General features: G+C 59.0%; 17 protein-coding genes. 14 read left to right on the forward strand and 3 right to left on the reverse strand.

Going from position 1 to position 18321, the window contains the following annotated elements:
• Nucleotides 1–42: 42 nt before the first annotated feature.
• The 4 genes from KI612_RS07745 (at nt 43) to KI612_RS07760 (ending at nt 3767) form a co-directional block, all read left to right on the forward strand.
• Nucleotides 43–1299 carry a nitronate monooxygenase gene (locus KI612_RS07745; RefSeq protein WP_226443237.1) on the forward strand — a complete coding sequence of 419 codons (1257 nt, stop codon included), beginning with the start codon at nt 43–45 and terminating at the stop codon, nt 1297–1299.
• A gap of 190 nt (nt 1300–1489) precedes the next feature.
• On the forward strand, nt 1490–2722 hold the full coding sequence (locus tag KI612_RS07750; protein ID WP_226443238.1) for a porin family protein: 1233 nt from the start codon (nt 1490–1492) through the stop codon (nt 2720–2722).
• 4 nt (nt 2723–2726) lie between these two features.
• Nucleotides 2727–3164 carry a substrate-binding domain-containing protein gene (locus tag KI612_RS07755; protein WP_226443239.1) on the forward strand — a complete coding sequence of 146 codons (438 nt, stop codon included), beginning with the start codon at nt 2727–2729 and terminating at the stop codon, nt 3162–3164.
• Between the two features lie 162 nt (nt 3165–3326).
• Nucleotides 3327–3767 carry a CBS domain-containing protein gene (locus tag KI612_RS07760; protein ID WP_226443240.1) on the forward strand — a complete coding sequence of 147 codons (441 nt, stop codon included), beginning with the start codon at nt 3327–3329 and terminating at the stop codon, nt 3765–3767.
• Here KI612_RS07760 and KI612_RS07765 read toward each other — a convergent pair.
• From KI612_RS07765 to KI612_RS07775, 3 genes are all read right to left on the reverse strand, one after another.
• Nucleotides 3761–4522 carry a tRNA pseudouridine(65) synthase TruC gene (locus tag KI612_RS07765; RefSeq protein WP_226443241.1) on the reverse strand — a complete coding sequence of 254 codons (762 nt, stop codon included), beginning with the start codon at nt 4520–4522 and terminating at the stop codon, nt 3761–3763. The genes KI612_RS07760 and KI612_RS07765 overlap by 7 nt on opposite strands.
• On the reverse strand, nt 4515–5498 hold the full coding sequence (locus KI612_RS07770) for an HpcH/HpaI aldolase/citrate lyase family protein (RefSeq protein ID WP_226443242.1): 984 nt from the start codon (nt 5496–5498) through the stop codon (nt 4515–4517). Before KI612_RS07770 ends, KI612_RS07765 begins: the two co-directional genes overlap by 8 nt.
• A 120-nt stretch (nt 5499–5618) precedes the next feature.
• Nucleotides 5619–6605: a malate dehydrogenase gene (locus KI612_RS07775; RefSeq protein ID WP_226443243.1), complete on the reverse strand. Its 987-nt coding sequence runs from the start codon at nt 6603–6605 to the stop codon at nt 5619–5621.
• Nucleotides 6606–6797: 192 nt separating this feature from the next.
• On the opposite strand from KI612_RS07775, the gene KI612_RS07780 reads away from it, so the two are divergent.
• The 10 genes from KI612_RS07780 (at nt 6798) to lpdA (ending at nt 18267) form a co-directional block, all read left to right on the forward strand.
• Entirely contained in the window at nt 6798–7553 is a 756-nt protein-coding gene (locus tag KI612_RS07780) for a GntR family transcriptional regulator (RefSeq protein WP_226443244.1), read from the forward strand.
• A 132-nt stretch (nt 7554–7685) separates the two neighbouring features.
• Entirely contained in the window at nt 7686–8075 is a 390-nt protein-coding gene (sdhC, locus tag KI612_RS07785) for a succinate dehydrogenase, cytochrome b556 subunit (protein ID WP_226444174.1), read from the forward strand.
• The gene (sdhD, locus tag KI612_RS07790; RefSeq protein ID WP_226443245.1) at nt 8072–8419 is read left to right on the forward strand and encodes a succinate dehydrogenase, hydrophobic membrane anchor protein; all 348 of its coding nucleotides are present in this window, start codon (nt 8072–8074) and stop codon (nt 8417–8419) included. Before sdhC ends, sdhD begins: the two co-directional genes overlap by 4 nt.
• A gap of 2 nt (nt 8420–8421) precedes the next feature.
• Entirely contained in the window at nt 8422–10206 is a 1785-nt protein-coding gene (sdhA, locus tag KI612_RS07795) for a succinate dehydrogenase flavoprotein subunit (RefSeq protein WP_226443246.1), read from the forward strand.
• A gap of 11 nt (nt 10207–10217) precedes the next feature.
• Nucleotides 10218–10928 (forward strand): succinate dehydrogenase iron-sulfur subunit, encoded by a 711-nt coding sequence (locus KI612_RS07800; RefSeq protein WP_011288590.1) that lies wholly within the window; start codon nt 10218–10220, stop codon nt 10926–10928.
• Complete coding sequence (locus KI612_RS07805; protein WP_226443247.1) at nt 10928–11173, forward strand: FAD assembly factor SdhE; 246 nt, start codon at nt 10928–10930, stop codon at nt 11171–11173. The genes KI612_RS07800 and KI612_RS07805 overlap by 1 nt, the downstream gene beginning before the upstream one ends.
• An 84-nt stretch (nt 11174–11257) precedes the next feature.
• Nucleotides 11258–12556 (forward strand): citrate synthase, encoded by a 1299-nt coding sequence (gene gltA, locus KI612_RS07810; RefSeq protein ID WP_226443248.1) that lies wholly within the window; start codon nt 11258–11260, stop codon nt 12554–12556.
• A 105-nt stretch (nt 12557–12661) separates the two neighbouring features.
• Nucleotides 12662–15496, forward strand: coding sequence for a 2-oxoglutarate dehydrogenase E1 component (locus KI612_RS07815; protein WP_226443249.1), 2835 nt, complete (start codon nt 12662–12664; stop codon nt 15494–15496).
• Between the two features lie 24 nt (nt 15497–15520).
• Nucleotides 15521–16747 carry a 2-oxoglutarate dehydrogenase complex dihydrolipoyllysine-residue succinyltransferase gene (gene odhB / locus KI612_RS07820; protein ID WP_226443250.1) on the forward strand — a complete coding sequence of 409 codons (1227 nt, stop codon included), beginning with the start codon at nt 15521–15523 and terminating at the stop codon, nt 16745–16747.
• Between the two features lie 98 nt (nt 16748–16845).
• Nucleotides 16846–18267, forward strand: a complete 1422-nt coding sequence (gene lpdA / locus KI612_RS07825; RefSeq protein ID WP_226443251.1) for a dihydrolipoyl dehydrogenase — start codon at nt 16846–16848, stop codon at nt 18265–18267.
• Nucleotides 18268–18321 lie beyond the last annotated feature (54 nt).

Raw genomic sequence — 18321 nt, forward strand, 5'->3', positions numbered from 1 at the left:
CGATATCGCGATCGGGCCGGGCTGCTTTTCTGAAGGATAGCAATGAAGCGCGTGGATGATTTCCGCTTGCAGTTGGGCAAGCATGAACTTGTACCAATCATGATTGGCGGCATGGGCGTTGATATTTCGACGGCCGACCTGGCCCTGGAGGTTGCTCGTCTGGGTGGCGTTGGCCATATCTCGGATGCGATGATCAAGACGGTCACGGACCGTCGTTACAAGACCAAGTTCGTCAAGGAAAAGCTCGCGCTTTACAAGTACAACGCGGAAAACGAAGACAAGTCGGCCGTCAAGTTCGATCTTGGCAAGATTGCCGAAGCGACCAAGCTGCATGTCGCCGGCACCATGGAACGCAAGCAGGGCTCCGGCCTGGTTTTCGTCAACTGCATGGAAAAGCTGACCATGAATGCGCCGAAAGAGACGCTCAAGGTTCGCATGACTGCGGCGCTGGATGCCGGTATCGACGGCATCACGCTGGCTGCCGGCCTGCATCTCGGTTCTTTCGCCTTGATCGAGGATCACCCGCGTTTTCGCGATGCGAAGCTCGGCATCATCGTTTCCTCGGTGCGCGCTTTGCAACTGTTCCTGAAAAAGGTTGCCCGCACCAACCGCCTGCCTGACTACGTCGTTGTTGAAGGTCCGCTCGCCGGTGGCCACCTGGGTTTCGGCATGGACTGGGCGCAGTACGACCTGGCGACCATCGTCGCCGAAGTCATGCAGTACCTGAAAAACGAACATCTTGAAATTCCGGTCATTCCGGCCGGTGGTATTTTCACCGGTACCGATGCGGCGCAGTTCCTCGAAGCCGGTGCTGCCGCTGTCCAGGTGGCTACCCGCTTTACCGTTGCCAAGGAATGCGGCCTGCCCGAGAAGGTGCAGCAGGAGTACTTCAAGGCCAGCGAAGACGATATCGAGGTCAACCAGATTTCCCCGACCGGCTACCCGATGCGCATGCTCAAGGGCAGCCCGGCGATTGGCGATGGCATCCGCCCGAATTGCGAAGCCTATGGTTACTTACTCGATGCCAATGGCAAGTGTTCCTACGTCACTGCCTACAACCGAGAAGTTGCCGCCCATCCCGGAGCGCGCAAGGTTTCGGTGATGGACAAGACCTGCCTCTGCACGCAGATGCGCAATTTCGACTTGTGGACCTGTGGTCATCTGACCTATCGTCTCAAGGATACGACCAACAGGCTGGCCGATGGCAGCTACCAGATCCTGTCGGCTGAGCATGTTTTCAAGGATTACCAGTTCAGTACCGACAACAAGGTGGCGCTGCCGCAAAAGCAGACGGTCTGATTCGCTTGCTGGATGCGTAAAGGGAACCCGGCGCATTTCTGGCCGGGTTTTTTTCTGGTCGGTATTCGCTGTTGCAGTTCATTCGAGGCTGGAAAAGTGTTTTTTGCTGAGGCAGTCATGCCGGAATTTAATGATGATGCGATATAGTGCTGGCCTTTCCGGGCAGGACGTCATCATTTCTGGTGCAAACATGTCGCAAAACCAATCAACGGATTTTTTTCTCGCAGCGGCCAAAAAACTGCACCTCGTTGCAGCCCTGGTTGCCCTGGTTTTCGTCGGGCCGGTTGGTGCCGAAGAAGAATCGGCCTTTTCCTTGCACGGATTCGGCACGCTTGGTGCAACTCGAACCTCGACGGCTGATGCCGAATTCGTCCGCGACCTTTCGCAACCCAAAGGTGCGAGCAAGCACTGGGATGGCAAGGTGGACAGCATCCTCGGTCTGCAGGCCAGCTGGCGCCTGACGCCCGATCTGGAGGCGGTCGTCCAGGCGATCAGCCACTATCGTTACGATCGCAGCTTCAAGCCGGAGGTCTCCTGGGCTTACGTCAAGTACGATCCGACGCCGCAAGTGAGTCTGCGGGCCGGGCGTCTCGGTACCGAATTTTTCATGATGGCCGATTCGCGCCAGGTCGGTTATTCCTATCTGCCGGTACGGCCGCCGGGCGATTTTTTCTGGTACCTGCCGTTTTCCAGCATTAACGGGGTTGATGCGGCGTTGACCGTGCCGGTCGGTGAGGATGTCTTGCGCGGCAAGCTCTATTACGGGATTTCCGAGGGCAATATCCCGCTGGCTGACAAGCAGTGGAGCCTGGATGGCTCGGCGATGGTTGGCGGCTATCTCGATTACCAGCTGGGCTCCTGGCTGTTGCGTGCCAGCTACGCGAATATCCGCTTCAATCACAACATGCCGATTGAGGGCGATCTGGCATCAGCTGTTCTGGCTGGTGCGATGACGTCGACCGAGGCTGCGCAGGCGCGCGACTATCTGGCGGCAGACAATACGCGCAGTCACTATTATTCGGTCGGGGCAATTTACGACAATGGCCCTTGGCAGTTGCAGATCATGCTCAACAAGATCACCCAGGGCAGCCGGATTTTCCAGAGTTCGTCGGCGGGGTATTTGCTGGCAGGCTACCGGGTCGGCCCGGTGACGCCTTTTGCCGGTTTCTCCTGGATTCGTTCGGAGTCAAGATCAACTGCCGTGAATCCGGTGGTCCAGTACATCATGGCGGATGCGCACGCGCATCAGAATACGATCATTCTTGGTGCACGTTGGGATGTGGCGCGCAATGTGGCGCTCAAGGCGCAGTGGGATGGTATTCGTGGCGAGCCGCAGTCGATATTCCCTTTCCGGGCCGAGAACAGGAATGCCTGGAGCGGGAAGATGGATGTCTTCAGTCTGACCATGGACTTTGTCTTCTGAAATCATGAAGCCGTCCCGTCTTCATTCTCTCGTTCTCCTTGTCTGGCTGGTGCTGCTGCCAGTGCGCGAGGCGCTGGCTGATCTGGTGGTGGTGGTCAATGCCCGCAACGGCGTTGCCGTGATGACGCGCAATGAGGTGGCCAATATCTTTTTTGGTCGTTACCGCCAGTTCTTCAATGGCGTCGAGGCGCAGCCGGTCGATCTGGCCGACAGTCACCCGGATCGGGCGCGCTTTTATGCCGCGCTCGTCGGCAAGGATCTTTCCGACGTCAATGCCTACTGGTCGCGCCAGGTGTTCTCCGGACGCATGCAGGCGCCACCGCGCGTCGGTAGTACGGAAGAAGTGCTGAAATGGGTCAGTTCCCACCCCGGCGGCATCGGTTTCGTCGATCTGGCCAAGGCGGATGCGCGAGTGCGCGTCGTCTACGAACTGGTGCCCTGAGCAATTTTTCAATTGCCGTTGAACATTTTCCGGTTGTCTCCGGTCTGTAGTACTGAGCAGGTGACGGTTGTCGTCATCCGGTCATGATCGGTCGGGGTGCTTGCGTGTAAGCTCCGATTCGAGCACCTTGTGCTTGCATTCAAATCAATAAAGGAGACAAACATGCCACAAAGAATCATAGGCAATATCCTCGCCGGTCGTACGCTGGTGACGGCAGGCGCTGACACGACAGTCAGGGCGGCCAGCCGGCTGATGGCGGAGAAAAAGATCGGGGCGCTGCTGATCGTCGAGCAGGGCCGGATCGCCGGCATCTTTACCGAACGCGATGCGCTGAACAAGGTGCTGGCTACCGGTCTGGATCCGGATAAAACCCTGCTCGCACAGGTCATGGTGCGTGATCTGCAAACCATACGTGCCGACAGGCCGCTGGCTTACGCGCTGCACATGATGGCCGAAGGCGGCTTCCGTCATGTGCCGGTTGTTGATGCCGATGGTGCGCCGGTTGGCATGGTCTCGGCCCGCGATGCGCTGGGGCAGGACATGGTTGATCTCGAGCGCGATATGCGCCGCCTGCAGGAGCTGGAAACCTCTATCGGTTACTGAGCGGGAGCGGTCCAGCCCAACTGCGCCAGTGTGGCGGCGAATTCGCCGGACACTGGCGCTTTTATTTGCATGCGGCGGGCGTCGACCGGATGGTTGAAAGCGAGTTGCGTGCAGGCGAGCAGCATGCGCGGGCAGCTGAAATGTTCGGCAAAGAAGCGGTTGTGGATGCCCTTGCCGTGCGTCGCGTCGCCAATGATCGGATGGGCGATGTGCTTGAGGTGGCGGCGCAACTGGTGTTTGCGCCCGGTTTGCGGATCGAGCTCGAGCAAGGCGTAGCGGCTGGTCGGGTAACGGTCGACGGCAAAAGGCAGCTCGATTTCAGCGATGCGGCGATAGTGGGTGAGGGCGCTTTGTGCTTCATGGCTGCTTTGTTCTCCGACGAACTCGTGGCGCTCGCGCTGGCGGGTCAGCGGGTGATCGATGCTGCCGGTGGCCGGAGGGATGCCGCGCACGACGGCCAGGTAGCGTTTTTCGACATTGCCTGCCTCGAACTGTCTGCCAAGCTGGCCGGCGATCTCTTGCGAGAGTGCAAAGAGCAGGACGCCGGACGTGCCGCGGTCGAGGCGATGCGCCGGCCATACCCACTGGCCGATCTGGTCGCGCAGGATCTGGATCGCAAAGCGTGTTTCGTGACGGTCGACCTCCGAGCGATGGACGAGCAGACCGGATGGTTTGTCCACGACGACGATGTATTCGTCGCGATAGATAATCGGCAGCTCTTCCCGGGGTGGGCTGCCGTTGTCGTCTTCAGCCAAAGAAGCGGCTCGATGCCTCGGCCGGGAGTTCCATGCCGGTGATGTGGGCGCGTTCGAGCAACTCCCAGTAATAGCGGTAGGAAGCGCGGTCATGCAGCTTGCCGGCATGCTGGATCGGACCCCAGTCGGTGTCCTGGGCGGCGATCAGGATTTCCGTCGCGGCCTGTACTTCGGAAAAATCCGGGCGCATGGCTTCGACGATGGGCAGGATCTGGTTCGGATGGATGCTCCACATGCGCAGATAGCCGAACTCGCGACGGGCGCGCAAGGCGTCGTTCCTGATGTATTCGATGTCCTTGAGTTCGGTGGTGACGTTGTGCGCCGGCACCACGCCGCAGGCCAGTGCAGCGGCGCTGATCTCGCACTTGGCGCGGGTTACCAGCGGATGTTCGAACTGGCCGGGGCTCTTCATCGCGCTGCCGGGAATGGCGCCGTGGTGGCCGGAAACGAAATCCATCAGGCCGAAATCCAGCGATTCGACGCCGGGCAGGGCGGCGATTTCCCAGACTTCGCGCAGGGCGCCGTGGGTTTCGATCAGCACGTGTACGGGGATGCGCCGGTCGACGCCGAATTTTCGCTCGATTTGCCGCAGGGCTTCGATCTGGATCTGCACATCTTCAGCGCTGCACGGCTTGGGCAGTGTGATGAAGGGGAGGCGGTTGCCGGCGATGCGGACCAGAATTTCCAGGTCCTGTTGCCAGTGGGCATGCGTGATGTCGTGAATGCGCGCACCGACCCGGTTGAACAGGTTGTCATCCGACATGATCAGTCGGGCGGCCATTTCGGCATGCTCGCGTTCGGCGCCGGCATGTGCGCCATCCTCGCAGTCGCAGGTGATGTCGAAGATCGGGCCGAGCTCCTTCTGCAGGAGCAGTGCTTTCTGCATCAGTTTTTCCGAACCGGCGTAGTGGTCGACCGCCGGAAGAACAGGAAAAGGCTTTTCGCCGGCAAAGAGAACGATTTTCGGATGGCGCATGTTTTTAGCGATCAGGTTCGAAATGTTGGAGGTGGAGTAAAAACGAAAAGGGCCGCGGTATTTTACCGCGGCCCCTGCTTGTTTTTCTGGTAGCTAACAACTACCAGCCAACAGCTTGTCTTACAGCATGTCCTTGACGGCTTCAGCTTCGTCGGTCAATTCCTTGAGCGTGAAGTTGATCTTTTCACGGCTGTATTCGTCGATTTCCAGGCCCTGGATGATCGAGAACTTGCCGCCCTTGCATTCGCACGGGAAGCCGAACACGATGCCGGCCGGAATGCCGTAGGAACCATCGGAAGGAACACCCATGGTGACCCATTCGTCGGAACCGAGGACCCAGTCGCGCACGTGGTCGATGGCGGCGTTGGCAGCAGAAGCAGCCGAGGACAGGCCACGGGCTTCGATGATGGCGGCGCCGCGCTTGCCAACGGTCGGCAGGAAGACGTCGTTGTTCCAGGCGTGATCGTTGATCAGGGCCTTGACGCTGTCGCCATTGGAGGTGGTGTAGCGGTAGTCGGCGTACATCGTCGGCGAGTGGTTACCCCAGACGACCAGCTTCTTCAGGGAAGAAACTTCGCGACCGGACTTGGCGGCCAGTTGCGACAGGGCGCGGTTGTGGTCCAGACGCAGCATGCCGTGGTAGTTGTTCGGGTTGGTGCGGCCAACCTTCTTGGCGGCGGCAGCAGCGATGAAGGCATTGGTGTTGCAGGGGTTGCCGACGACCAGGACCTTGACGTCTTCCTTGGCATTTTCGGCGATGGCCTTGCCTTGCACCGTGAAGATGGCGCCGTTGGCGGTCAGCAGGTCGGCACGTTCCATGCCCTTGGTGCGCGGACGAGCACCAACCAGCAAGCAGACGTCGGCATCCTTGAAGGCGACATTCGGATCATCGGTGGCAACCATGCCGGCGAGCAGCGGGAAGGCACAGTCTTCCAGCTCCATCATCACGCCCTTCACGGCTTGCTGAGCTTGCGGCAGGTCGAGCAACTGAAGGATGACCGGCTGGTCTTTGCCGAGCATTTCGCCGGAGGCGATGCGGAACAGCAGGCTATAACCGATCTGACCGGCGGCACCGGTAATGGCAACGCGCATGGGGGCTTTGGACATATGTCGCTCCTGTTTGAAACAGCGTGATTGAAATTGTTCGGGTTTGCTCGGGGGCTTGCTGGAGATTTTGCAAGCGGGCGCGAGAAGACAATGATGTTAGAAGTTCGGGCGCTGGCTGTCAATTGCATCATGTGTCTTATATAAGACAACTTTTCGTGGACGCTGTGCCCGAAATGTGCTGAAATTTGGCCCATGAATCGAGAAGCCTTCCGTTCGACCAGTCGCTCTCCGTCGCCAACTTTCAGTCCGCTCTACCGGCAGATCAAGGATTTTCTGATCCGTAGCCTGGAGGCTGGTGAGTGGGGGCCGGGTGATGCTATTCCCAGTGAGGGCGAGCTTGCGACGCGCTTCAATGTCAGCCAGGGGACCGTACGCAAGGCCATTGATGAAATGGCGGCAGAGAACCTGCTGGTGCGGCGTCAGGGCAAGGGTACCTTCGTGGCTACGCACAGTGATCCGCGCTCTTTCTATCGCTTCCTGCGCCTGGTTCCCGATGATGGCCTTGTGGCGCATGCCGTCAGCGATCCGCGTCTGTGCTCGATTGTGCCGGCGACGCCGGAGGTTGCTGCGGTTTTGCGGATTCCGGCCGGCGAGAAGGTGGTTTGTGTCGAGCGTCTGTTGCATTTCAACGGCGAGCCGGTTGTTCTTGATCAGATTTACCTCGTGGCCGAGCTCTTCGAGGGTTTGACGCTGGAACGATTGCGTGGCGGGGAGCGTTCGCTCTACAGTCTTTTCGAGAGTGATTTCGGTGTGCGCATGATTCATGCCGAAGAGCATCTGCGGGCTGTTGCCGCGGATGCTTACAGTGCTGGTTTGCTGGGTGTGCAGGCGGGAGATCCATTGCTTCTGGTGGAGCGTACTGCCTACACCTACGGCAATAAACCGGTGGAGTGGCGGCGCGGTCTTTATTGCACGCGTTCGCATTATTACCGCAACGATCTGGGCTGATTGTCCGGCAGGGGAGTTGGCTCCAAAGTCGCCCAAGACGGCGACTTTCGGCCGATTTTGAATGTATAATTATGGTTCTTTTTGAACCACGTAAAAGCGGAAAACCGCACACTTTCGCGAGGGATGACGTTCATGGCAGAAATGAGCATCAAGAAACAACGTCCAAAAAATTTGGACTTGACTAGTATCAGGTTGCCCTTGCCGGGCAAGGTATCGATTCTCCATCGCGTCAGCGGTGTTGGTCTGTTCCTGTTTCTCCCGGTAATGCTCTGGCTGTTTTCCGCCAGCCTGACTTCGGCAGAAACCTTTGCTGACTTCAAGGCGATTTCCGCCTCCTTGCCGGCCAAGGTGATTGTTGCGGGTCTGCTCTGGGCCTTTGTGCATCACTTCTGTGCAGGTATTCGTTTCCTGCTGCTTGATCTGCATGTCGGTATCGAGAAAGAGGCTGCGCGTCAGTCCGCAGCAGTGGTGTTTGCGGTCAGCATTCCGCTGACCCTGATCCTCTGGGGGGTTCTGCTGTGATTAACCGTATTGTTGTCGGTGCCCATTACGGTCTTAAAGACTGGATTGCCCAGCGTGCCACGGCGGTCATCATGGCTGTTTATTCAGTCCTGATTGCTGCTGTCCTGCTGGTTGTTCGTCCGGGTACTTTCGAGGCCTGGCAAGGTGTTTTCTCGAACGGCGTCATCAAGTTCCTGACCTTCCTGTTCTTTGTCAGCCTTTTTTACCACGCCTGGATCGGCGTGCGTGATATCTGGATGGATTACGTCAAGCCGACGGGCATTCGCCTGACCTTGCACGTTCTGACCATTGCTGCGCTGGTGGGTTACACGGCGTGGGCTGCTGCGATTCTCTGGAGGCTGTAAGCGTGAGTATTCCTGTTCTCAAGTTTGATGCGGTCATTGTCGGTGCCGGTGGCGCCGGTCTGCGTTCCGCAATCCAATTGTCCGAAGCCGGCTTGAAGACCGCCGTGCTTTCCAAGGTTTTCCCGACCCGCTCGCACACGGTTGCGGCGCAGGGCGGTGTTGCTGCGTCCCTCGGTAATTCCGAGGAAGATCACTGGACGTGGCACATGTACGATACCGTCAAGGGCTCCGACTGGCTCGGCGACCAGGACGCCATCGAGTTCATGTGCAAGAAGGCCAACGAAGTGGTCGTTGAGCTCGAACACTACGGCATGCCTTTCGATCGTACCGATGACGGCAAGATCTATCAGCGTCCGTTCGGCGGTCACATGTCCAACTTCGGCGAAAAGCCGGTGCGTCGTTCCTGTGCTGCTGCTGACCGTACCGGTCACGCCATGCTGCATGCGATGTATCAGCGCAACGTCAAGGCCAATACCCAGTTCTTCGTTGAATGGATGGCGCTGGACCTGATTCGTGACGAAGAAGGTCATGTCCTTGGTGTTACCGCCATGGAAATGGAAACCGGCCAGATCGTGATTTTCCACGCTCGCGCCACGATTTTCGCAACCGGCGGTGCCGGCCGTATCTTCTACTCTTCGACCAATGCCTTCATCAACACCGGTGATGGTCTGGGTATGGCGGCGCGTGCCGGCATTCCGCTCGAAGACATGGAATTCTGGCAGTTCCACCCGACCGGCGTGGCCGGTGCCGGCGTGCTGATTACCGAAGGCGTGCGCGGCGAAGGCGGCATCTTGCGTAACTCCAGCAAGGAGCGCTTCATGGAGCGCTACGCGCCGAACGCCAAGGATCTGGCTTCGCGCGACGTGGTTTCGCGCGCCATGGCCACCGAAATCAAGGAAGGTCGCGGCTGTGGCGTCAACAAGGACTACGTCCTGCTCGACATCACCCACCTTGATCCCGCCACCATCATGAAGCGCCTGCCGGGTATCCACGAAATCGGTATCCAGTTTGCCGGTGTCGATTGCCTGAAAGAGCCGCTGCCGGTCGTGCCGACCTGTCACTACCAGATGGGCGGTATCCCGACCCATTATTCCGGTCGTGTCGTGATGCCCAAGGATGGCGACTTGAATTCCGTCGTGCCGGGCTTCTACGCCGGTGGCGAATGTGCCTGTGCCTCGGTGCACGGTGCCAACCGCCTGGGTACCAACTCGCTGCTCGATCTGCTGGTCTTCGGCAAATCGGCTGGTGACTCCGCGGTCGAAGATCTCAAGGCTGGCCGTGCACATCGCGAGCTGCCGAAGGATGTTGCCGACAAGACCCTGGCCCGCATCGCCGCTCTGGACAACCGCAAGGGTGGTGCCAACGTGCACGAAACCCGCCTGGCCATGCAGCGCACCATGCAGGATCACGCCGGTGTGTTCCGTTTCGGCGACATGCTGAAGCAGGGCGTCGAAAAGATTCTTGAAGTCGAAAAGGCGGCTCGCCAGCTCGAGATCAAGGACAAGTCGATGGCCTGGAATACCGCTCGCACCGAAGCGCTCGAAATGGAAAACCTGATCGAAGTTGCCAAGGCGACGATGATTTCCGCCGAAGCCCGCAAGGAATCCCGCGGTGCCCACGTGCGCGACGATGCCCCGGATACGGCCGAGTTCCCGAACGGTCGCAACGACAAGGAGTGGCTGAAGCACACGCTGTTCTCGCCGGTGGATAACTCGATCACGTACAAGCCGGTCAACATGCAACCCCTGACCGTCGAGGCCGTAGCGCTCAAGACGCGCTCGTACTAAAGGAGTCCAGAATGAGCAAACGCATGGTTCAATTCAGTATCTATCGCTACGATCCGGACAAGGACGACGCGCCGTACATGCAGGATATTTCGGTTGAACTCGAACCGACTGACCGCAAGCTGCTGGACGCGCTGACCAAGCTCAAGGCCAAGGATGACGCGATTTCCTATCGTCGTTCCTGCCGTGAAGGCGTCTGCGGTTCCGATGCGATGAACATCAACGGCAAGAACGGTCTGGCCTGCCTGACCGACATCGACAGCCTGAAGCAGCCGATCGTGCTGCGTCCGCTGCCGGGTCTGCCGGTCATTCGCGACCTGATCGTCGATATGACCCAGTTCTTCAAGCAGTATCACTCGATCAAGCCCTACCTGATCAACAATGATCCGCCGCCGGAACGCGAACGACTGCAGTCGCCGGAAGATCGCGAAGAGCTGAACGGTCTTTACGAGTGCATCCTGTGTGCCTGCTGCTCTACGTCCTGCCCGTCGTTCTGGTGGAACCCGGACAAGTTCGTCGGCCCGGCCGGCCTGCTGGCTGCTTACCGTTTCATCGCCGATACGCGTGACCAGGCAACCAACGAGCGTCTCGATAACCTCGAAGATCCGTACCGCCTGTTCCGTTGCCACACCATCATGAACTGTGTTGACGTATGTCCGAAGGGTCTGAATCCGACCAAGGCCATCGGCAAGATCAAGGACATGATGGTTCGTCGCGCCGTCTGATGGAAAGAAAGGACTACGAACGCCTGCGTTGGCGCTGTATCCGTCGTGCGCTTCTCGAGCTCGATATTACGCTGACGCGTTTTCTCGATGATGGTCGCTTCGAAAAGCTCAATGACGAGGAACAGCAGGCGTTCGTGGAACTTGCCGATATGGAGGATTACGATCTCTGGGACTTGCTGACCGGCAAGGCGGAGATCGATGATCCTCGCTTGGCGCACATCGTGGCGCTGCTTCGTAAGAGTTAAGTAAGGTTTGCAGATTAACTTGGTAATGTTTACCGCTTTTTTTGGCAGTGCAGTGACAACTAACACCTGAACAGGGAAAAATCCATGACGACCGAACGCAAGGCAACTTTGACAATTGACGGACAGGCTCCCGTCGATTTCCCGATCATGTCCCCGACGCATGGCAACGACTGCGTCGATATTCGTACCTTGGGCGCCAAGACCGGCTTGTTCACCTACGACTCCGGTTTTCTTTCTACCGCCAGCTGCAAATCCAAGGTTACCTTCATCGATGGTGACAAGGGCGAACTGCTGTATCGCGGCTACCCGATTGAACAACTGGCCGAGAACTGCAACTTCCTCGAAGTGACCTATCTGCTGAAGAACGGCGAATTGCCGAATGCCAAGCAGAAGCTGGAATTCGAAACCACCATCAAGAAGCACACGATGGTGCACGAGCAACTGTCGAAGTTCTTCTCCGGCTTCCGTCGTGACGCACATCCGATGGCCGTGATGACCGGCGTGGTCGGCGCGCTTTCCGCCTTCTACCACGATGCAATGGACTTTTCCGACGCCGAGCATCGCAATGTCAGCTTCAACCGCCTGGTTGCCAAGCTGCCGACCATTGTCGCGATGGCTTACAAGTACAACACCGGCATGCCCTTCATGTATCCGGACAATGATCTGGACTACACCGCCAACTTCATGCGCATGATGTTCGGCAATCCGTGCGAAAAGTACGTTCCGAACCCGGTGCTGGTCCGCGCGCTCGACGTCATCTTCACGCTGCACGCCGATCACGAACAGAATGCTTCCACCTCGACGGTGCGTCTGGCTGGTTCCTCCGGTGCCAATCCGTTTGCCTGTATCGCTGCCGGTATCGCCTGTCTGTGGGGCCCGGCGCACGGCGGTGCGAACGAAGCCTGTCTGCAGATGCTGGAAGAAATCGGCGACGTTTCGCGCGTTCCCGAGTTCATCGCCCGCGCCAAGGACAAGAACGATTCCTTCAAGCTCATGGGCTTCGGTCACCGCGTCTACAAGAACTTCGACCCGCGCGCCAAGCTGATGCGCAAGGTCTGCAACGAAGTTCTGACTGAACTGGGCCTCGAAAACGATCGCCTGTTCAAGCTGGCCATGGAACTGGAACGCATCGCTCTGGAAGACCCGTACTTCGTCGAGAAGAAGCTCTACCCGAACGTCGATTTCTACTCCGGTATCGTTCAGAAGGCCATCGGCATCCCGACCGAAATGTTCACCTGCATCTTCGCGCTGGCCCGTACGGTTGGCTGGATGACGCAGTGGGAAGAAATGATCACCGATCCGGAATACAAGATCGGTCGTCCGCGTCAGCTGTACATCGGTGCCGCTCGTCGCGACGTTGTGCCGCTTGCCCAACGCGGCTAAGCTGAAGAACGGGCGGCCGTGTGGCCGCCCTTTTTTTACCCGCCGGACCTGAATGCCCGGTGACCCGCAGCTACATAGAAAGACAATACCCTCAAGGGGACGCCTATGACTACGATGAATAACCTTTTCGACAGCACGATGTTCTTCGGCGGCAATGCGCCGTTCGTTGAAGAGCTGTACGAAAACTATCTCGATAATCCGACTGCCGTGCCGGCCGAATGGCGCGACTATTTCGACCGCCTGGCCCAGATGCCGGGCTTTGTTGCTCGTGACGTCGCCCACGCACCGGTCATCGCTGCCTTCGCCGAGCTGGGCAAGGACGGCGGTTTCCGCCAGACTGCCCCGAGTGGCGGTGACAACAAGAAACAATCTGCGGTTGGCCAACTGGTTACGGCCTACCGTTCGATGGGCACGCGTTGGGCCGATCTCGATCCGCTCAAGCGCCTGGCCCGTCCGAAGATTGAAGAGCTGGAGCTGGGTTTCTACGGCTTTACCGATGCCGACCTGAATCAGACTTTCAGCGTCGGTTCCCTGAAGGGCCTGCCGGAAACCGCCAAGCTTGGCGATATCATGGAAACCCTGAAGCAGACCTACTGCGGCTCGGTCGGTGTCGAGTACATGTACATGACCGAGTACACCGAGAAGCGCTGGCTGCAGGATCGCCTGGAAACCATCCGTTCGCGTCCGACTTACAACGCCGATCAGAAAAAGCGCATTCTGGAGCGGTTGACCGCTGCGGAAACCCTGGAACGCTACCTGCATACCAAGTATGTCGGTCAGAAGCGTTTCTCGCTCGAAGGCGGCGAATCGCTGATCGTTGCCATGGATGAAGCCATCCGCACCGGCGGCAACTGCGGCATTGACGAAATCGTCATCGGCATGGCCCATCGCGGTCGCCTGAACGTGCTCGTCAACACGCTGGGCAAGGCACCGTCCATGCTGTTCTCCGAGTTCGAAGGCAAGAAGAAGAGCGACTTGTCGGCTGGTGACGTCAAGTACCACATGGGTTTCTCCTCCGACGTGTCGACGTCGAACGGTCCGTGTCACCTGACCCTGGCGTTCAACCCGTCGCACCTCGAAATCGTCAATCCGGTGGTCGAAGGCTCGGTCTATGCCCGCCAGGTCCGTCGTGGCGAAGGTAGCAAGGCCAAGGTCATGCCGGTCATCATCCACGGTGACTCTGCCGTGGCGGGTCAGGGCGTCAACCAGGAAATGCTCAATTTCGCACAGACCCGTGGTTACGGCACGGGCGGCACGCTGCATATCGTGGTGAACAACCAGATCGGTTTCACCACCAGCGATCCGCGCGACTACCGCTCGGGCCACTACTGTACCGACATCTTCAAGATGGCCGATGCACCGATCTTCCACGTCAATGGTGATGATCCGGAAGCCGTTGCCCTGGTCACCCAGCTCGCTGTCGAGTTCCGCCAGAAGTTCATGAAGGATGTCGTGATCGACATCATCTGCTTCCGCAAGCTCGGTCACAACGAGCAGGACGAGCCGATGGTCACCCAGCCGCTGATGTACAAGAAGGTTGCCCAGCATCCGGGTACCCGCAAGGTCTACGGCGACAAGCTGATTGCTGAAGGCGTGCTGCCGGCTGATGGTCCGGACACGATGATCAAGGAATACCGCGAGCATCTGGATAAGGGCGAGCTGCTGTACAACCCGGTTCTGGCTGGCTACAAGCACCCGAACATGATCGACTGGACGCCGTTCCTGACCAAGAACTACATCGAGACCTGCGATACCACGGTGCCGATGAAGGAACTGCAGCGCCTGTCGCAGCGCCTGACCACCTTCCCCGAAGGTTTCACGCTGCATTCGCGCGTCAAGAAGATTGCCGAAGATCGTGCCGCCATGGGCGAAGGCAAGCTGCCGGTCGACTGGGGCATGGCCGAGAATCTGGCCTACGCATCCCTGCTGGTTTCCGGCTACGGCGTGCGTATTTCCGGTGAGGACGTTGGTCGCGGTACCTTCTTCCACCGGCATGCCGCTTTCCACGATCAGAATCGTGAAAACTGGGATGAAGGCACCTATTATCCGCTGAAGAACCTGCAGGAAAAGCAGGCCGGCTTCCAGTGCTTCGACTCCGTGCTGTCGGAAGAGGCTGTGCTGGCTTTTGATTACGGTTACGCCACCGCCAACCCGTACGAACTGGTTGTCTGGGAAGGTCAGTTCGGCGACTTCGCCAACGGTGCCCAGGTCGTTATCGACCAGTTCATCTCTTCCGGTGAAGCCAAGTGGGGCCGTGCCTGTGGTCTGGTCATGCTGCTGCCGCACGGTTACGAAGGTCAGGGTCCGGAGCACTCCTCCGCCCGCCTCGAACGCTACATGCAGGCTTGTGCCGAAATGAACATGGAAGTCTGCGTGCCGTCCAACGCCGCCCAGGTTTTCCACATGCTGCGCCGTCAGGCGGTTCGCATGCAGCGCAAGCCGCTGGTGGTCATGACGCCGAAGTCGCTGCTGCGTCACAAGGATGCCGCTTCGTCCATGGAAGAGCTGGCCAATGGCGAATTCCAGCGCGTCATCGGTGAAGTCGACAAGCTCGATGCGAAGAAGGTCAAGCGTGTCCTGCTCTGTTCCGGCAAGGTCTATTACGATCTGGTTGCAGCCCGTCGCGAGAAGAAGATCACCGATATCGCCATCGTGCGTATCGAACAGCTCTATCCTTTCCCGAAGGACTCGCTCGCCAAGGAACTGGCCAAGTATCCGAAGGCCACCGAAATCGTCTGGACGCAGGAAGAGCCGCGCAACCAGGGCGCCTGGTACTGGTTTGCCTCGCGTCACCATCTCGACACCGGTCTGGAATCCAAGCAGAAGTTGCTGCTGGTGGCCCGTCCGGCTTCGCCTTCGCCAGCCGTCGGTTATCTGGCCAAGCACAACGAGCAACAAAAGGCACTGATCGAGTCCGCACTGGGCAAAATCGAGTACTAATAACTAAAGCAGAGTGGAGTCATTATGAGCATTATTGAAGTCCAAGTTCCCCAGCTCTCCGAGTCCGTTGCCGAAGGCACGCTCGCATCCTGGAAAAAGAAAATCGGCGACGCCGTTGCCCGTGACGAAATCCTGATCGATATCGAAACCGACAAGGTCGTTCTTGAAGTGCCGTCGCCGGGCGCCGGCGTGCTGGTCGAAATCGTCAAGGCTGATGGCGAAACCGTCGTTTCCGGCGAACTGATCGCCCGCATCGATACCGAAGCCAAGGCTGGCGCCGCTGCTCCGGCCGCGGAAGCACCGAAGGCGGCCGCACCGGCTGCCGCTCCGGCTCCGGCCGCTGCCGCACCGGCTGGTACGGCCAGTCCGTCGGCCCGCAAGATCCTCGACGAAAAGGGCATCGCTGCCGCCGACGTCGCCGGCTCTGGCCGTGGTGGTCGTGTCACCAAGGAAGATGCCGTTGCTGCCGCACCGAAGGCTGGTCCGGTTGCCGCTCCGGCCGCTGCCAAGGTTTCCCTGCCGACGCCGCCGGTTGCCGTCGCCCTGGGCGATCGTGCCGAACAGCGCGTGCCGATGACCCGTCTGCGTGCCCGCGTTGCCGAGCGTCTGCTCGAATCGCAAGCCACCAACGCCATCCTGACCACGTTCAACGAAGTGAACATGGCGCCGGTCATGGCGCTGCGCAAGCAGTACGGCGACAAGTTCGAAAAGGCCCATGGCGTTCGCCTCGGCTTCATGGGCTTCTTCGTCAAGGCTGCCGTTGCCGCCCTGCAGAAGTTCCCGATCCTGAACGCTTCGGTTGATGGCAACGACATCGTCTATCACGGTTACATCGACATCGGTATCGCCGTCGGTTCGCCGCGTGGTCTGGTTGTGCCGATCATCCGCAACGCCGATCAGATGTCGATCGCCGAAATCGAAAAGAAGATTGCCGAATTCGGTGCCAAGGCCAAGGATGGCAAGCTGTCCATCGAAGATCTCACCGGCGGTACCTTCTCGATCTCGAACGGCGGCATCTTCGGTTCGATGATGTCCACCCCGATCATCAACCCGCCGCAATCCGCGATCCTCGGCATTCATGCCACCAAGGACCGTGCCGTGGTTGAAAACGGTCAGGTCGTCGTCCGTCCGATCAACTACCTCGCCATGTCCTACGACCACCGCATCATCGACGGCCGCGAAGCCGTCCTCGGTCTGGTGACCATGAAGGAAGCGCTCGAAGATCCGTCGCGCCTGCTGCTCGGCGTCTAACTAGGATCGAGTTGCCTAGTTGCCTAGGATCGAGTGGAGCCCCCCGGGTTTTCACTCGATCCTCGATCCTAATATCTCGATCCTAATTGGAGTTTTACATGTCCAAGCAATTCGACGTACTCGTCATCGGTGGTGGTCCTGGCGGTTATGTGGCTGCCATTCGCGCCGCCCAGCTCGGTTTCAATACGGCTTGCGCCGAATCCAATGCCTATGCCGACCCCAAGGGCGAACCGCGTCTCGGTGGCACCTGCCTGAACGTGGGCTGCATCCCGTCCAAGGCCCTGCTGCGTTCTTCCGAACTGTTCGAAGAAGCCAATCACTCCTTCGCCATGCACGGCATTTCCGCCAAGGGCGTGGCGATTGACGTGCCGACCATGGTCGGCCGCAAAAACACCATCGTCACGCAGTTGACCGGTGGGATCAAGGGCCTGTTCAAGAAGAACAAGGTCACCAGCCTGAACGGCCACGGCAGCTTCGCCGGCAAGGAAGGCGACCTGTACAAGGTCAAGGTTGGCGAAGAAGAAGTGCTGGCCAAGCATGTCATCATCGCGACCGGCTCCAAGCCGCGTCACCTCGACGGTATTCCGGTTGACAACAAGGTCATCTGCGACAACGTCGGCGCCCTCGATTTCGACGCTGCCCCGAAGCGTCTCGGTGTGATCGGTGCCGGCGTCATCGGCCTCGAAATGGGTTCGGTCTGGCGTCGCCTGGGTACGGACGTCACCGTGCTCGAAGCAGCCCCGGACTTCATGCCGTTTGCTGACCAGGACATCGCCAAGGAAGCCCTCAAGCTGTTCACCAAGCAGGGCCTGAAGATCTCCACCGGCATCAAGATCAACAAGGTCTCCGTCGCCAAGAAGGGCGTTACGGTCGACTACGAAGACAAGGATGGCGCCAAGAAGCTCGAATGCGACAAGCTGATCGTTTCGGTCGGTCGCATCCCGAACACCGACGGTCTGAACGGCGAAGCCGTCGGCCTGAAGATCAATGATCGCGGTCAGGTTGATGTCGACGGTCACTGCAAGACCAACCTGCCGAACGTCTGGGCGGTCGGCGACGTCGTGCGTGGTCCGATGCTGGCCCACAAGGCTTCCGAAGAAGGCGTCATGGTTGCCGAGCTGATCTCCGGTCAGTCCGGTCATTGCGACTTCAACACCATTCCGGGCGTCGTCTACACCCATCCGGAAATCGCCTGGGTCGGCAAGAACGAGCAGCAGCTCAAGGCCGAAGGCATTGCCTACAAGCCGGGCAAGGTGCCGTTCATGGCCAGCGGTCGTGCGCTGGGTCACGGTGATGCCAGCGGCTTCGTCAAGGTTCTGGCTGATGCCAAGACCGACCGTATCCTCGGCGTACACATCATCGGCAACAACGCTTCCGAGCTGATCGCCGAAGCCGTCGTCACCATGGAATTCGCCGGCGCTTCCGAAGACCTCGGCCGCATCTGCCACGCTCACCCGACCCTGTCGGAAATCGTGCACGAAGCCGCGCTGGCCTGCGACAAGCGCTCGCTGCACTTCTAATCCGGTTTTTCCGGCAATTAAAGGCGGCTGCGGAAACGCAGCCGTTTTTTTTGG

The sequence above is a fragment of the Quatrionicoccus australiensis genome (assembly GCF_020510525.1).
Lineage (GTDB): Bacteria > Pseudomonadota > Gammaproteobacteria > Burkholderiales > Rhodocyclaceae > Azonexus > Azonexus australiensis_B.

Excerpts from the sequence above, each read along its gene's own strand:
- KI612_RS07805 (WP_226443247.1), top strand. The coding sequence starts at position 10,928 with ATGGAAAGAAAGGACTACGAACGCCTGCGTTGGCGCTGTATCCGTCGT.
- KI612_RS07760 (WP_226443240.1), top strand. The coding sequence starts at position 3,327 with ATGCCACAAAGAATCATAGGCAATATCCTCGCCGGTCGTACGCTGGTG.
- gltA (WP_226443248.1), top strand. The coding sequence starts at position 11,258 with ATGACGACCGAACGCAAGGCAACTTTGACAATTGACGGACAGGCTCCC.
- KI612_RS07800 (WP_011288590.1), top strand. The coding sequence starts at position 10,218 with ATGAGCAAACGCATGGTTCAATTCAGTATCTATCGCTACGATCCGGAC.
- KI612_RS07755 (WP_226443239.1), top strand. The coding sequence starts at position 2,727 with ATGAAGCCGTCCCGTCTTCATTCTCTCGTTCTCCTTGTCTGGCTGGTG.
- KI612_RS07815 (WP_226443249.1), top strand. The coding sequence starts at position 12,662 with ATGACTACGATGAATAACCTTTTCGACAGCACGATGTTCTTCGGCGGC.
- lpdA (WP_226443251.1), top strand. The coding sequence starts at position 16,846 with ATGTCCAAGCAATTCGACGTACTCGTCATCGGTGGTGGTCCTGGCGGT.
- KI612_RS07770 (WP_226443242.1), bottom strand. The coding sequence starts at position 5,498 with ATGCGCCATCCGAAAATCGTTCTCTTTGCCGGCGAAAAGCCTTTTCCT.
- KI612_RS07780 (WP_226443244.1), top strand. The coding sequence starts at position 6,798 with ATGAATCGAGAAGCCTTCCGTTCGACCAGTCGCTCTCCGTCGCCAACT.
- KI612_RS07745 (WP_226443237.1), top strand. The coding sequence starts at position 43 with ATGAAGCGCGTGGATGATTTCCGCTTGCAGTTGGGCAAGCATGAACTT.
- KI612_RS07750 (WP_226443238.1), top strand. The coding sequence starts at position 1,490 with ATGTCGCAAAACCAATCAACGGATTTTTTTCTCGCAGCGGCCAAAAAA.
- KI612_RS07775 (WP_226443243.1), bottom strand. The coding sequence starts at position 6,605 with ATGTCCAAAGCCCCCATGCGCGTTGCCATTACCGGTGCCGCCGGTCAG.
- sdhC (WP_226444174.1), top strand. The coding sequence starts at position 7,686 with ATGGCAGAAATGAGCATCAAGAAACAACGTCCAAAAAATTTGGACTTG.
- odhB (WP_226443250.1), top strand. The coding sequence starts at position 15,521 with ATGAGCATTATTGAAGTCCAAGTTCCCCAGCTCTCCGAGTCCGTTGCC.